Annotated in this window: 11 protein-coding genes and 1 pseudogene; 7 read left to right on the plus strand and 5 right to left on the minus strand. The window is 58.1% G+C overall.

Going from position 1 to position 15512, the window contains the following annotated elements; all coding sequences use genetic code 11:
- Positions 1-40: 40 nt before the first annotated feature.
- On the minus strand, positions 41-1774 hold the full coding sequence (locus O7A70_RS30450) for a UvrD-helicase domain-containing protein (RefSeq protein WP_337143644.1): 1734 nt from the start codon (positions 1772-1774) through the stop codon (positions 41-43).
- A complete protein-coding gene (locus tag O7A70_RS30455; RefSeq protein ID WP_337143645.1) occupies positions 1767-3851 on the minus strand; it encodes an ATP-dependent nuclease in 2085 nt (694 codons plus the stop codon). The genes O7A70_RS30450 and O7A70_RS30455 overlap by 8 nt, the downstream gene beginning before the upstream one ends.
- A gap of 171 nt (positions 3852-4022) precedes the next feature.
- Between O7A70_RS30455 and O7A70_RS30460 the strand changes: the two genes are divergently transcribed.
- The 7 genes and pseudogenes from O7A70_RS30460 to O7A70_RS30490 all read left to right on the plus strand — a co-directional run bounded on the left by O7A70_RS30460 (position 4023) and on the right by O7A70_RS30490 (position 10739).
- Positions 4023-4823, plus strand: coding sequence for a competence protein CoiA (locus O7A70_RS30460; RefSeq protein WP_337143646.1), 801 nt, complete (start codon positions 4023-4025; stop codon positions 4821-4823).
- A 97-nt stretch (positions 4824-4920) separates the two neighbouring features.
- On the plus strand, positions 4921-5388 hold the full coding sequence (locus O7A70_RS30465; RefSeq protein WP_337143647.1) for a MucR family transcriptional regulator: 468 nt from the start codon (positions 4921-4923) through the stop codon (positions 5386-5388).
- 346 nt (positions 5389-5734) lie between these two features.
- Positions 5735-6001: pseudogene (locus tag O7A70_RS30470) on the plus strand (IS3 family transposase); the annotation flags it as partial.
- A gap of 580 nt (positions 6002-6581) precedes the next feature.
- The gene (locus O7A70_RS30475; RefSeq protein WP_337143648.1) at positions 6582-6737 is read left to right on the plus strand and encodes a hypothetical protein; all 156 of its coding nucleotides are present in this window, start codon (positions 6582-6584) and stop codon (positions 6735-6737) included.
- A 119-nt stretch (positions 6738-6856) separates the two neighbouring features.
- The gene (locus tag O7A70_RS30480; protein WP_337143649.1) at positions 6857-7939 is read left to right on the plus strand and encodes an HlyD family secretion protein; all 1083 of its coding nucleotides are present in this window, start codon (positions 6857-6859) and stop codon (positions 7937-7939) included.
- Positions 7940-7968: 29 nt separating this feature from the next.
- Positions 7969-10122 carry a peptidase domain-containing ABC transporter gene (locus tag O7A70_RS30485; protein ID WP_337143650.1) on the plus strand — a complete coding sequence of 718 codons (2154 nt, stop codon included), beginning with the start codon at positions 7969-7971 and terminating at the stop codon, positions 10120-10122.
- Positions 10123-10460: 338 nt separating this feature from the next.
- The gene (locus tag O7A70_RS30490; RefSeq protein WP_337143651.1) at positions 10461-10739 is read left to right on the plus strand and encodes a DNA -binding domain-containing protein; all 279 of its coding nucleotides are present in this window, start codon (positions 10461-10463) and stop codon (positions 10737-10739) included.
- Positions 10740-11190: 451 nt separating this feature from the next.
- On the opposite strand, the gene O7A70_RS30495 is transcribed toward O7A70_RS30490, so the two are convergent.
- The 3 genes from O7A70_RS30495 to O7A70_RS30505 form a co-directional block, all read right to left on the minus strand.
- Positions 11191-11625, minus strand: a complete 435-nt coding sequence (locus O7A70_RS30495) for a pseudoazurin (RefSeq protein WP_337143652.1) — start codon at positions 11623-11625, stop codon at positions 11191-11193.
- Complete coding sequence (locus O7A70_RS30500) at positions 11622-11789, minus strand: hypothetical protein (RefSeq protein WP_337143653.1); 168 nt, start codon at positions 11787-11789, stop codon at positions 11622-11624. Before O7A70_RS30500 ends, O7A70_RS30495 begins: the two co-directional genes overlap by 4 nt.
- An 888-nt stretch (positions 11790-12677) precedes the next feature.
- Positions 12678-14861: a S46 family peptidase gene (locus O7A70_RS30505; RefSeq protein WP_337143654.1), complete on the minus strand. Its 2184-nt coding sequence runs from the start codon at positions 14859-14861 to the stop codon at positions 12678-12680.
- Between the last annotated feature and the right edge of the window lie 651 nt (positions 14862-15512).

The following is a 15512-nucleotide window of genomic DNA, read 5'->3' on the forward strand; positions in this document are numbered from 1 at the left end:
TCGACGGTTATGTGTCGCACAAGTTCACGCTGGGCTTCCTTCAGAATGCCAACGCCTCGATTGAAGGGGGACCGAACCACGCTCGAAGCTTGGCCAGGGCGTCTTGCGATAACTCTTGGGTGAATAGCAGCGCCAGGCGACGCTTTGGTCTTGAGCAGGCAACGTAGAACAAATTTCGATTCCTCTCGAACGCTGCTCGCTTATTAACAGGGATCGCAGCAGCCCCGGCTAACTCCAGCATTTCGCCGAAATTGTACTGATTCCAGCCACGACCGAGGACAACCAGCACGTTCTCGAACTCAGCGCCTTTGACGCCATGCTTTGTTTCGAATGGCGAATGCCCGTCGAGATATTTCCGCAGCGCTTTGACCTCCGCATACGCAACCGGGCGAAGCTTTTGTAGCTCGGATATTGGCCGTGGCATCTCCACGCTCGGATCCACCTCGAAGGCAGACAGATGGTGCTGCATCTCCTCAACACGATCCGGAAGGCGGGGCCGCTGCGACGCGATCAAGTGATCCACAACATCGCCAACGGACCCGTTGTCCCTAAGACTCATGAGCGTATCGAAAGAGGTGCTCCAAGCCGCCTTATCCGCCTGGCGCTTCAGCAACGGCACCGTTCCGCCTAGCGCCTCAAACATGGCACCATACCGCTTTGCCGCATAGGCATCGGCAGCGGGTTCAAGCACGTCAACGAGGAACGCGATCAGCCGGTTTTCCTTCTTGAGATACGAGTCATTGTACTGAAACGCCTCAGCCAAGTTCGAATAGCCTTGCTCGCTCGCCAGAACCCGATGGGTCAGCATGAGGATTTTGGTTTGGCCGGGTGCAAGATCCCAACCGTCGTCAACCATCTTGGCTTTCGTAGCTTCGAGAGCTTGGTGGGCCACTTCAGCGGGCAGATCACCGCTCCAGTGTTGACCTCCTTGCCGTTGCCCTAGCCAGCCGTTCGTATGGAAGATGCGGACCCGGCCCGGTTCAGCCGGATCTTTGACAAACTGCGGCAATTCCGGACGCATCCGATTGAGACATTCGACAACCGCATTCACCGAGCGAAAATTTGCCTTCTTGCCGATCGGGGTGACGGCGCCGTCATTGAGCTCGCCACATCCATTGCCGTAAATCTTCTGCCAGTGGTCCCCGAAGAACCCGAAAAGCGGTGAATTTGGCTGTCCCAGGAAGCGCAGCTTGAGGGCCTCGACCCAGGCTTTGTCAGTATCCTGGTATTCATCAATCAAAATGATGGGAAAGCGTTCGGTCATGATTTTCCGAAACTTCTGATTTTCCATCAGCGAGATGGTGAGCGGGATCACGTCGTCATGATGAAGCGACAGTACGTGCTCGCGCACCGCGCGGTGGCCGAGGCTGTATTCGACATCCCGAGCGCCTACCCCGCCGGCCTCGAGCAGCTTTTCCTGCCAGATCGGCATCTGCTCTATCAATGCCTTGAGCTGCTTCTGAAAACCTTTGATTAGCAACCAGCAAAACGCGTGATTGGTATCGCAGTAGATAATCGGATGCCGATCAGTCCTCGCCTCGATTTCCTCCCTGGCGACGTTGGTGAAGGTGATGCAGGCGATTTGCTGTCCACGCCGGGAAAAATCCCGCTCATGCCGGTTTGTCAGGTATTTGAGCGCCTTGACCAACGAGTAGGTCTTCCCGGCTCCGGCACCCGCCTCGAGGCGAAAACTCCGGCCGGCCTGAATGCACGCGAAGACCTCTTCGAGCGCGATGCGGCTTGCCTCCTCGGCAGGGGATTCGAGATTAACCAAAGGCGCCCCCTTCCGGCGCAGGTCCGGCCGGCGCCGGCGCCACGGCGGCTGCAGCGGCTACGATTGCCAGTGCCGGGTCGACGGGAGGCACGTAGTCGACTGCCAGCCAGCGAATGCCGTCAGCGAGATACTTCGGCGTTACCCAGCCTGTGATTTTGATGGCGTATTTCAACGCGAATTCCGATTTCTTTAGCCCTGTGGCCAAATCCCGTGCTGCCAATTCCTGCGCTTGCGGCGTCCCCGCCCCCAGCGCGAAAAGGTCCTGATTAGCCAGCATGAAGGCGTCTTCAAACGTTCGACCGCAGGGACCGCCGGCACCCTCTGGGACTTGATAGGCGATGCGCCCGCGTCCATCAGTCTTGTCGTCGTCGGATTTTGCCATCACTCCGGCCAAGGTATAGGGATCATCGGCACTGAACCACGCTTTCACACAGGCATTGCTAGAAGCAGTTCCAAGATGGACGGCACACGCAGTGCCGCCCGGGGCTAAGACTGAATCCAGATCCGTGATGATCAGATAATGGAGTTCAAGGAAATCGAGCAGGTTGAAGAACAGATGCGCGTAGGCCCCGCCTACCTCCATGATGGTTAGATATTGGCTCGAGAGCTTAATTGCAGGCTCCAAGGCCTCCACCTTTCCGACGATAACGGGCAGCATGAGCCTTTCGCTGAGGCCTTCGACGAGGACGGCCTTATCGGCGAAAAACAGATCGCAGCGCGTGAGGGTAAGGTATTGATGTAAAAACTGCCTGTCGGCGGCCGGCGTGCTCCCGAGGCCCTCGCGCAGATCTTTGATCTTGGTCTGTCGAATACCGGCATCGGCGCCTGGCACATCGGCACCAAGAAAATAACGGATACTCTCGAACCCCGCCGCGTTTGCGATGTGCGACGAGTGGGTGGATACTACAAACTGGACGGGCCAAGGGACGGCGCCCTCCCCTGCGCCCGCCAAGTGCGTGGCAATCTTGCCCAACTGTTTGATGAAGACCTCCTGCATCTGAGGATGCAGATGGGCCTCAGGCTCCTCGATAAAAACGAGGTGAATGCCCGGCGTCTTCGGCTCTGCCTTAAAGACTTTGTGGAACTCGACGATCCTGAGCAAAATGAAAATCAGATTGCGTACTCCAAGTCCGTTGTAGGACTCGGGTAGCGTCACCCCACCGTACCCGGCGTATCGAACTCTCGTGAAGCTCGATAAGAGTTTGCGGATATCGAGGACCGTCTCTGTTTGGAGTTCCTGACCTCCCAAACCTGGGTAGCCAAAGCTGGTCAAGGTCGGCATGAGGCTTTGCAGTTGGTGTCCGAAATTGCCATCGATTTGGGTCTGAATGCCTTGTACTACGCTGGCAAGGGTCTCTGCGATAACCCTATCCGCAGCATCTGCGGTTGGGGACGACGCCGTGACGAAGAGGCCTTCCAATATCTTGGCGAGGACGTCCGTTTCTCTCGAGGTTACATCATCCAGACCGCGTTGTGCGTTGATAAAGCCGGTTCTGACCAGGCTGCGCAGTGCCGCCGACGGCAATTGTCTGTAGTTTGTCGGATCATTCGGGTCTTCCGCGTGGATTCTAAGCCCAAAGTTGCCGGGAATCCTTTCCCGCAGCCCCACCAGGAACTCCTTGCGGGATGCGTCGTCCAGCGAGCCATCGGGAAGCCCGTCGAAGAGAGCGTCTATTCCACCGTCCTTCAGCTCGTAGCGAAGCACGATCAACGCCTCGCTGACCGTCGGATCGAGATCCACGACGAATGGCGCCAACGGACCAAGTTCCGGAGTGTTGGGATCGTACGTACAATGCAGACGCAATTCGATGGCTGGGAGGAGAGCGCGGATCTCGTCTTCCTGCTGGCCGGAGAGATAGGCGTGGACGGCAGCGCAGAACCTGCGGTAACTGGCGCTGGAGAAGTCCTCAAGCTGGAAGTTCACGGGGCCGTCATCGAGAAACCGGCGCATGATCTCGGAAAGCGAAGTTTTACCGCTGTTGTTGCGTCCCACGATTACTGTTTCGGACGCCTCCAAAATGAGACTTACGTCAGAGAGCAGTCTAAAATTCTTGATTGCGACCTTTTGAATGCGCATAGCTACCCCAAGTTTTACGTTTTCCAGCCCGCAAAACGAATGGCTTAATTGAAGTGAGACCGCAAGACACTCTGCTGCTAATGGAACCGGTTAATTTGAACGGACGGGCATCGCAGCCGCGTGGAGCGGCGCGCCTCATGCCTGAAGCAGGTCGACTATGCAGGCACGAGCATGCAGTACGCCTTAGTTGCCGATGTTCGCCGCGAAGCTTTCCCCGGCGGTAAGGGCACCTGCCCGACCTGCAGATCTGGGATGATCTCAAAATGCGGCCCACGGGTGCTGCATCACTGGGCTCATTTCGGCCGCCGCAACTGTGATCCTTGGTGGGAAAACGAAACACAGTGGCATCGTGACTGGAAAAGTCTATTTCCCGAGGAGTGCCGGGAGGTTTCTCATGTTGCTCCAGACGGCGAAATCCATCGCGCCGACATCAAGACACCGACCGGCATCACTATCGAGGTCCAGCACTCCGCCATGACCGATGCTGAACGCATCTCCCGCGAAACCTTCTACGGCAATCTTGTGTGGGTCATCGACGGACGGGCGTTCCGGCATAACTTCGATATTTATCATCTACTGCCGGATCCTGTTTCGGAGGTCGCACAGGACGTCGTTTGGTCCAAGGCGCAGCGCCACATGAATGGCGCAAACGCCGGGCTGTTCTTCCGCTGGAGCGAATATCTGCTGGAGCGCCCTGGCGCGACGAAAGCCGAGGTCAAATCCGGCTACATCTATTCCATCAGGGAAATCGAAGACGAGGTGCACCGCGCCTATCGCGGGCATCATCAATTTGGCTGGGTGAGGCCACGGCGAACCTGGCTTGATGCGGCTTGCCCGGTCTACATCGACTTCGGGGACGACTTGCTAGTAAGCTGGAAACCTACGACCAGTCTGGTTTGCCCTGCATTCGCCGTGTTGCCAAACGGAAGTTCGTGCATGACGTTATGGTCGAGACCCATGCCCAAACTATAGCGACACGATTTTATCCGCTGCCGCCCAATTCGGTTTGATCAGGCCAAACTATGGCCTTCCGCGTTAGTTGCACATCCTGAGATTGAAGGATATGAGCATGTTGGTTCAATTGAGGAATGTGACGATGTCCGAAGGCCCTTCCAATAACCTGATCGAGCTTACTGCGGATATCGTTTCCGCTTATGTCCAGAAGAATGCGGTACCAGTGACTGGATTGCCGGATTTGATTGCCAGCGTAAATTCAGCGCTGTCTAATATTGACCAGACGAGACCAACAGAGGCCCCCGCCCCTACGCCGGCAGTTAACCCAAAGCGATCTGTATTTCCGGATTATATCATCAGCCTTGAAGACGGTCAGAAATACAAGTCTCTCAAGCGCCATCTGGCGACCAGGCACGGGATGACGCCGGTTGAATATCGAGCAAAATGGGGATTGGCGAAGGATTACCCGATGGTCGCGCCGAATTACTCGGCGGCCCGATCGGCACTGGCAAAATCGCTAGGTTTGGGAAGGAAGCCAACTGCGGCCAAGAAGCCTGCTGCGAAACGCAAGGCAAAGGCCTGAAGTGTCGTCGCGTTGCCGTTGTCCTGCATTGGTGGGGGAATAGACAGCAACCGCTAAATGCAGATTTTGCAGGTTCCCAGTCAAGCCGCGGCACAAATACTCCCGCGCAGTGCTCGGACATGTTTCCGGGCCAGCATAGGAGAACCTGCGATGGCCGCTACGAAGAGATCCATGATTCCTGCTTTCGTCGACGAGGCGGGTTAAGGCCCACCAACGAGCGCAGGTAAGCCACGATGACGGGCAGCAAGTGATCTGCCACTGAGTCTTCCCCCATCTGGAATTACATTCCGGCCCTTGATCGAACATCGGGCAGGTGCGAAGGCGGGTGATCTGGCCAGCAAGCACGAAGGCCCTGGAAGACAAGGACGCGAAGCTGAAAAAGCCTGCTTGGCCACCAGACACTCGAAGTCTCGGCGCTCCGCGAGCTCCTTTCAAGAAGTGGTAGGGCCCGCTACTAGGCGCGAAGCCGTCGCGCGTCTGTAGGCCGTCACCACGGGTCTGTTGGAGGTTGGGGCTGTTTGTTCGCCGGTGCGGATCGCAAGATGATCCGCTACCGGTCGCGTCGGCCGCCGGAGATAGAACTGCGCGGCGTCTGCGCGACCTCGCCGATGAGCCGTGTCTGAAATGTTTCTGCCTATCTTTCGGCGAGGTCGGGGTGAATTGCTCATCGCCCCTCGATGAGGCCAGCCTCCCCACCGCCGCACCCGCTATCGAAGCCTCAAGATGCTCGCCCTTTGCCCTTCATTGTTCGGGCGACAGTACCCTCCCGACGTGCTTTGTGTTGACCGCTACTGTCGGGTTTTGTCGAGACCGCGACAATGATGTTCGATCCGGCGCGCTGACGCACTCTCAGTGAAACCATTGCATAACCTGCAAAATAGGCTTTCTGAGGCGCTTCCCGCTCGGTTGGCATCGTTCTTGAATATCTCTCCTGTGCGTTGCCGCGGTCACCGACGCGCGTCACCGACCGATCTTCTCATTCGAAAGGAACCAACAATGACGACCGATATGTCAACCTATGGTGTGACCGAGTTGGCACCTGAAGAAGCGACTGCAATTTCGGGCGGAAACCCTTGGGCAATAGGTTTCGGCGTTGCTGGATTTATTGTCGTGGGAGCTCTAGCCCTATGGTCAGGCTGGAAGCACCGGCACCACTGAATAGCAGTCATTGACTGCGAGGAAAGGATACAACGATGAACGAACGTATGCCATATTACGGTGTCACCGAATTATCTCCCGACGAAGCAGCTGCAATTTCGGGAGGTTTCGTGTGGGTAGTGGTTGCTACGATATTGGGTATTACGGCGGCTATAGCGAATTGGGTGTATGACTCAAGCCAGCAACATTAGAACATAAGTGCCGGAGCTAAATTATGCTTCGTCCTGAACATAGCCCGGCAATTCCCCTCTCGCCCGAAACAGCCTGCTACACCGCAGAGAGCATTCTCTCCCGAAGATCAGGACGATCTTTGGCCATTTATAAGATGCTTGTGCTCTCTGCGGTGGCGACATTGGTGTCGCTGCCGCTCATCACTGTCACGGTCTCCGTTCAAAGTGCGGGTACCATTCGCCCCGTCATCGAGAAGACACCCCTGATCGCGCCCGTTTCTGGACGGATTTCGCGTGTCCTTGCCGATGACAACGATCAGGTTGCCCATGGGCAAGAGATCCTGGCTCTTGATGATCATGTGGTCGAGGAGAAGCTCGCGACGCTCACAGGCGAGATCCATGCCAAGAGCGATCTTGCCCGTGATCTCGCAACCCTGATTTCCTCCGGCGCACAGCCCGACATCCCTCTCGGCCTGCTGACCGAGCTCGCAACGGCCGAGCGGCTGCATTTTCTCAACCTTCTGCAAGAGAACCAACATGCTCGCAGTAACGCCGCGACGGAACTCGATCGCGCTCGGCGACTGGTTTCCGTTAACGCGGCGCCCGCAAAGACGGCGAGCGACAAGGCTTTCGCCCTCAAGAGCCTTGACATCCAGGGCGAGATTCTTGCCCGGCGCCAATCCGCGGAATGGAACCAACGGCTCTTCGATACCAATCTCCGCCTCAAGGAACTCAGAGCCAGCTTGCATCAGCTCGAGGATGAACGGGAGCTAAGCCACATTCGCGCCCCTGTGTCAGGCGCTCTGGAGCAATTTTCCGGCCTCACGCCGGACAGCTACGTCCAAGCGGGGCAAACCGTTGCTTGGGTCTCGCCGGACGGCGACCTCGTAGCGGAAATCTACATCCTCCCCAACGAGATCGGCTTGGTGCGGCCGGGCCAGTCGGTGCGGCTCCAGGTAGATGCCTTCAACTACAATCAATGGGGTGTCATCGACGCGACAGTGCTCGACGTGGCACAGGACTTCACCCTTCACGACAAGATTCCGGTTTTCAAAGTCCGCTGCTCGCTGTCTCGCGGCTACCTCGTTCTCAAAAGCGGAGTTATCGGTCACCTCAAGAAAGGCATGACCGTGCGGGCCCGCTTCCTCATGGCCGACCGCACTCTCCTGCAACTCCTCTACAATGGTGCCGATGATTGGCTCAATCCGGTCCTGACGCATTAGTTCCTCCTCCACTTAAGCAGCGAGCCGCCATGCGCAACATCACCAAGTTCAAGCAGCGCGACATCACTGATTGCGGGGCCGCCTGCCTTGCCTTCGTTGCAGCCTTCTATGGTTACAATCTGCCACTGTCGCGCATCCGCCAGTATGCCTCGACCGACCGTTCCGGCACCACGGTGTCAGGCCTCACGCAAGCGGCTCAAAAGTTGGGGTTCATCGCCAAGGGGGTAAAAGGTGGCTTCGACAGCCTGTACAAGATCCCGAAGCCGGCTATTGCGCACGTCATCATAAAGGAGGTCCAGCACCACTTCGTCGTAATTCAGGCCATCGATGCCAAGTGGGTCAGCGTCATGGATCCAGCCTACGGCGAAATCCGCAAGTTGTCCAATGAGGAATTCAAGCTGCAATGGACTGGAGTCCTGGTGCTGGTGGCCCCGGCAGACACCTTCAACCGCCGTGACGAGACGACATCACCACTCTCCCGATTCGCCCGTTTGCTTTCGCCACACAGGCAGGTGATGGCGCAGGCACTCATCGGCGCACTGGTGACGACGATCCTCAGCCTCTCAACCGCCATCTACGTCCAGAAGATCGTCGATAATGTGATCCCTGCGGCCAACCGCAACCTGCTCAACCTCATGAGCGTGGCCATGCTGCTGATCCTGGTGACACAGATCCTGATGAATTTCCTCAGAAACCGGCTCATCCTGCAAACGGGCCAGAAGATCGATGTCCACTTGATCCTCGGCTACTACACTCACATCGTCAGCTTGCCACAGAAATTCTTCGACAGCATGCGTTTGGGGGAGATCGTCTCACGCATGAACGACGCGGTGAAGATCCGGAGCCTGCTGAACGACATCTCGATCAACATGTTCGTCGACGCGATAGTGACAGTGTGCTCGCTGGGATTGATGTTCATCTACTCGTGGAAAATCGCCTTGGTCGTGGCGACCTCCATCCCACTGTACCTCTTAGTTTATTGGGCTATTAATCGGCTGAATAGGAAGCACCAGCGCACCATCATGGAGGATGCCGCCGACCTGGAGGTGCAATTGGTGGAATCACTGGGAGCTGTCTCCACGATCAAGACCTCCGGCATTGAGAGCTTCGCCAACTTCAAGGTGGAGACCCGCTTCATCAAGATGCTGCACTCGGTCTACAGCTCCGGCCTCATCTCGATCTTCGCAGACAATGCCTCGACTTTCCTCTCGACCCTGTTCACCATTTTGCTGATGTGGTTCGGTGCGACGCTTGCCCTCGATCAGACCGTCACGCCCGGCGAATTACTGTCCTCCTATACCTTACTCGGCTATATCACGCGGCCGATCGCGAACCTGATCCAAACCAACCGGATCGTTCAGGATGCTTTTATTGCGGCGGATCGCCTGTTCGAGATCTTCGACCTTGAGCCGGCAAGTGGCGGCGGCATTGATGCCACTAAGGTCGACCTTGGCGATATTCGCCTGGAGAACGTCACGTTCCGCCATGGCGCGCAGCCGGAGCTTTTTCAAAATCTCAGCGTCACCTTCCGCCGGGGCGAGATGACGGCCGTCGTGGGGGAAAGCGGTTCGGGCAAGAGCACACTTGCGGCGCTGCTGCAAAATGTCTACCCGCTTGAGGGTGGATGCATCCAGATTGGCCCACATGCCCTTCAGGACTTCTCGACCCTATCCTTGCGTAAGGTAGTCGCTGCGGTACCGCAATCGATCGACATGTTCTCGGGCTCGGTGATCGAGAACGTCGCCCTTGGCGAGTTCGAGCCAGACGTCGAGAAGATCGTGAAGATCTGCGATCGAATAGGCCTGCTAGCGACGATCCAGCGCTGGCCCGGTGGCTTTCAGGCTCATCTGGGCCAAGGCGGCGTACGCCTGTCCGGCGGCGAGAAGCAGCGTCTAGCCTTGGCTAGGGCGCTGTACCGGGATCCGCAGATTCTTATCCTCGATGAGGCGACCTCCTCTCTCGACTCGGTCGCCGAGGCGTTTGTCCTAAAGGCCGTTGAGGATCTGCGTCGGGCCGGCAAGACCATCGTCGTCATCTCTCATCGACTCAGCACCGTTTCCGGGGCCGACAAGATCGTAGTATTGGACAAGGGGCGAGCCGTCGCGGAGGGAAGGCATGCCGATCTGCTGGCGACAAATGGCGCCTATACTCGTTTGTGGCGGGCGCAAGTCGCGTCCAGCTGACAGGGCCCAGGTTAAGTTATCATCGCAGAAGCTTCCTGGACCCTACGCTAAGCTAAGCCGGTACGAGGAAGAGCGTCAAATCGCGCAACACGAAGCGCTGGATGCCGCTGACGGTGAATTGATACAAGCACTCGGATCCCCGCGTCGAGGTACAAAGAGCAAGCCCTCCCTGGAGGATCGCTGCTGCAATTGAACGCCAGACGGAGACAAGATTGGGTGGGGTGAGGTGCTCCTCTGCCCGGTCCTAACGCCCAATCTGGGGTTGTCTTGGCTACAGGGGTAGTTGTACTATTTTTGCCAGAGCCATCACCCGCCCAGTAAGCTCGTGCGAGATCACCATGCTGAAGCCACTGCTCGATCCCGATGTCGCCGACGAGGCGCCGATCTCTTCCGTCCTCACAGGCTACGATGAGGAGCGACTGCTCACCTATATTCGCCTTCTCGACGCCGCAGCCGAGGATGCCGACTGGCGCGAGGTGGCCAGGATCGTCTTGCACATTGATCCTAACAAGGAGCCGGAGCGAGCATTCAGGGCATGGGAAACGCACCTTGCACGCGCCCGATGGATGACCACGAATGGCTATCGGTACCTTCTTGCGGGCGGTGCGCCGCACTGATCCTCGAGGCGGCGGACGAATTACGGAACCTTAAATCGTTTGGTCACTACGCGGAGGCCCGGCGACAGATTCTCACATGGCCGCGGCAGACATGTCTCACCCCGCCCGGCCTTGGCTTCAATTGCGTCGGGACGGAGCAGGCTTCAAACGCAAGGCTGCCGAGTCATTGCGGCTGCGCGATCAGTCGCTCAGAGACGGCGACGCGGATTGAACCTCGCCGACAGCCCGGTACGCAGCAAGGTGTGGCTAACAATCGAAAAGCTGCCTGAATTTGCGCTCCCGCCACATCTGGAGTCAGCAGAGATCACGCAATCAGGCGCCATAGCCTGTCACGCTCGAACTGATCCCCAATTTCATAACTAAGGCGCGATCGAAAGTCTCCGCCTTTCCGACCAGCAGGTGGCGGGTTTTCAGATCTCGGTTCGATCCCGCCATCGCGGACTTCATGGGATCAGCCAGCGATCCCGGCGCGCGCGAAGATTTCGGCGAAGCGCTTCTTCGCTCGCGGCGGCGCATCGACGTTGCGGAGGGCGTCACTGGTCGCGGCTTCGCCCACCTTGACGACCATCACCATGCCCATACCGTAATGCGCGGAGCACTTGATGCCGTAGTAGCCAGGCTGGCCGAAGCGTACCGTGATCTCCTCGTTGATCTTGCCGTCGAACCCGGCATAGCCCTCCGGAACCATGCCTTTGATCGAGGCGGCGTTGTGGCTCTTATTGGCGGCTACGAAGTGGAGTTCGTCCCCGGGCTTGAGCTGGACATAGTCGGGTTCGAAGACCATCGAGCCGTGCTCGCCACGATTGAGCATCTTGATCTCGATCGTTTCCGCAAAGGCGGCCGAGGACAACGATAGCGAGAATGCGAGTATGGCGTTTCGAATCATGGATTGGGCTCCGTGTTGGGTGGAAGGGAATGGTAGCGCGGCCGGGCGAACCGGACGGTGCAGATGCCGTCATCATACTGTTCGACACAGGCCTTGATCTTGAAGACGTCCCTCAGCAGATCGGCCGTGAGTATCCGGTTGGGCGCCTGGTCGCCATCGAGCATCCGCCGTTCATCACCGCAATCCGATTACAGAACATCGCCGCGTTATTGACTGTTCCAGATGCTCGAACGCGAACTAACCTTTGAAGAGGCTTGGTCTGAGGCCAAAGCCGTAAGAAGGAAACCTGCTGCTGCAAGGGCGCGTGTCATGGACATTCTCGTCTATGGGGGATGGAACTGTCGTTTCACCCGAACTGAAATGGCTACCTGCAGACACCAAATGCCTCTATTGGCATGTAATGTCCGTCACAGCTGTATGAGCAAGAGCCATGCCAGAGGCGCAGCAGTCAGTTCTTATTGAATTCCTTCCCGTCTCGCGGTGAGCGGGTAATGTCAGGTTTGTCGAATTCCTGCAAAATGGACGGATCGAATACCTCCGGGGCACAGGCAGTGCCCGTCATCAGCGGAAACCAGGCAAAGGTCCCTTTGCTTCGAACGCCGACAATTCGCCGTGCTCCAAGGGTCGGACTCCAAGGGCACGTGTCCGGGTGAAGATCAAATGGAAGTACGGGACCGGCAGCTTTGTCTTCGCCACTGGAACGGGCGATGACATTGCGGTCGGCATTTGTCGACATCAGAGCGGCGACCGAAGCCTCTCACGACACGCCAGGCAGCTGTGCCGGTCGTTGGCAAGGCCGGCGGCCGTGTGGATCTCATAAGCCATGCGAATAGCCGGCTTCTTTCGTCGATTTGAGCTGCATCCTGCCGCGCCTTACCAGCGATGCTCGTCTGCCATCGACCCCGCTTGGGCATCCTCTGAAGAACACTTCCGAATGTCAGGTTACTCGTTGCGGCAGATGAGGTATTTCCACTGACCAGGATGCATCCTGCGACTGCAAGTATCGTCACCGCCCCGAGGCTGCAAAACTGGCGGCCATTTTTTCTACCCACTCAAGGGTTAGACGCCGACTGCACTCCCATTTCCTTGAGCAACCTACCCGCGCCGTCGATCTTGTCCATTGTCCAGAGCATGAAACGGCTATCGACATGGATGCTGCGATTGCGTTCAGCGGCATAGGCCCAGTCCGAGATCACGCCATCGAGCGTGCCATCAAAAACGAGACCAACGAACTCACCGCGCCGGTTCAGAGTGGCCGAGCCACTATTGCCATTGGTGATATCGACCGAGGACATGAGGTCGACCGGCAACGTGCCCAGCTCCGGCGCGACATATTGGCCATAATTCTTGGCTCGGATGGCCGCGACGACGGCGTCCGGTGCAGCGAATTCGCCCTTATCTGTGTGCTTGGCCAGAAGTCCCTCGGCGGTGGTGAAGGGCGTCCAGATCTGGCCGTCTCGCGTTTGCCCTGTCACCTTGCCCCAGCTGAGGCGCAGCGACCCATTCGCGTCGGGATAGACGGGCCGGCCGATCGCATTCCGATAGGCAAGCAGGCCCTTCATATAGGCCGCACGCGCCGCCTGCGTGCGGCCGGCGCGGTCCTTCATCGCGTGCTCCGCAGCCATATCTCCTGGGTACAGCGCGACCGCCAGCTTGATAAACGGATCGGCCGACGCCTCAAAGGTGACGGCCGGCTTGTCGAGCCAGCCGAGCCGCATAGCCGTGTCGGCGAGTTTGGTCTCCGCATAAAGTCGGTCAGGGCCGATTTGGGCCAGAGTGGTTTCGAACGCAATATCGCGGTCCTTCGCATCCAACCGGCGATATTCCTCGAGCGCAGCCTCGAACAATTTGCGATCGACGGCGGCTAGATACCGGCGTTCGACCTGCGTCAGTCGATCGATGATTTCATTGCGATCACGATCCTGAAAGCCGCTTTCGCGCTCGGCGTCGGACTTCTGCTGCTCCTTTGCCCAGCGATAGAGTGTGCGCGCGGATGAGAGCATCTGCGCACGGTCTAGAAGCGCCTGCCGCAGCCGGCTGAGGGAGGCGCGGCCGTTCTCGGCCACCACGCCATCCAGCTCGCGGATCCCCGCGCCAAAGCGCGTCTGCCGCGTAGCGTCGTCAGCGACCCAGTCGCGATAAGCTTGCTCCTCGGTAGCCTTGCGAGCGTTGAGCCCAATGGCATCGGCGCCAGCGAGATCGCCCGCCAGCTTCTTCTCGTAGTTTTCCGCGCCTTTCAGGATGGATGCGTAACGGATCTGCGCGTCGCGGTTGCCGGCCGTGGCGTGCTTGATTTGGGCCGCATAATCCGAGAGCAGACGCTGGATCAGGGGTTCGTGCGCGAAGTTAAACCCCACTTCCTCGGCGGAACGCAACCGGCCGGTGGCGCCGGGAAAGCCGGCGACCATCACGAAATCGCCTTCCTTGAGGCCCTCGCGTGCGATACGCAGCCAGCTCTTCGGCGTGTATGGCACATTGTCTTGCCCATAGGCCCGGGAGGAGCCATCAGGAGCGACATAAGCGCGATAAAAGCCGAAATCGCCTGTGTGGCGCGGCCACATCCAATTGTCCGTTTCACCGCCGAAGTTGCCGATCCCGCGCGCCGGTGCATAGACGAGGCGCACATCCCGGATTTCGAGCTTCTGCTGGAGATAGTAGGACGCGCCGCCATAGTAAGCTCCGACGTCGCAGCGGCGATCGGGCTGTTCTTCGCAGGCGGCGATCAGCGCCTTGCGGTTCGCGTCGAGCCTCTCATAGCGCGCAAATCCGTTCAGCTTGGCCGAGACGCCCTTGAGCATGTCGGCGGTCACCTCCCGTAGGTCCTCGATGACATAGATGTGACTGCCGGGTTCGGCGGGCAATTCTTCACCCAGGCTCTTCGCCAGAAAACCGTCGGCGAGATAATCGCGACCTTCTTTACTGTTGTACTGGATGGATCCCATCGCGCAGTGATGATTGGTCGCGACCAGCCCTTCGGGACTGACGAAAGAGCCGGAGCATCCGTCCAGCGAAACGATCGCGTTGAGCGGGGCGGCGTCCAAGCGCAACTGGGCGGGATCGAGCTGGAGCCCATCCGCGCGCATAGCCGTACCGACTTCCGCAATCTGGCTCGGCATCCACATGCCTTCATTCGCCGACGCAGCGGTTGCCGTGGAGAGCAAGGCGACGGCACTTATCTGGGCCAAACATTTCATCTTCGAGTTCATGCTGATGTCGCTCCCATCTCGATTGCTCATTTTTGTCCTCTCCAGGCTGGATCGATGCCCAGCACGAGACGCTCACACGTCGCGTCGATCGTACGAGAGCGATGCAATATGCTCGGCTTCTCCTGCCGAGTTCGCCCTTGAACATTGCTATCCGGACGATCCCGCCTTATCGACTGAGGTCGCCGCGTCCGCTGTATTTTCCTGCCCAAATAGCTGATGATAGTCTGGGCCTTCATTTCGGATGCGTCGCTTTCCCCATTTCAAGCTTCGTCAACGCGAAGCCTGCGCGCAGTACGCGGCGTATACTGGGGTGGCTGGCGTCCGCCAGCGCCTGCGCGACCGACAGCTGACGCTAATACCCCGCGGTTCTTCATGCGCTTACTTCCCTCGACCTTGTGCAACGTCCAACGCACGAATCGTGCCAAAAGAAGAAGTCTTCAAATGCAACGTGGTAGACTGCCGCAGCTATGTCAGACTTCCGACATTCGTTGTGTTAAAGGGATTCACCGAGGCTGTAATCAGCCCGTTCTTTTGCCATGCGCACGCCGAAGACCCGGTAGTGTGCTGAGAGTTCTGCAAATTCGCTGAGAGTGGGCGGTCATGGCAGGCTGGTGATGTTCAACGTCACCTGATTCCCGCGAAGGAACGCCACCATGACCAAGACAGAGGGTAAATCCGCCA

The organism is Mesorhizobium sp. Cs1299R1N1 (genome assembly GCF_037179655.1).
GTDB classification, from domain to species: Bacteria; Pseudomonadota; Alphaproteobacteria; order Rhizobiales; family Rhizobiaceae; genus Mesorhizobium; species Mesorhizobium salmacidum.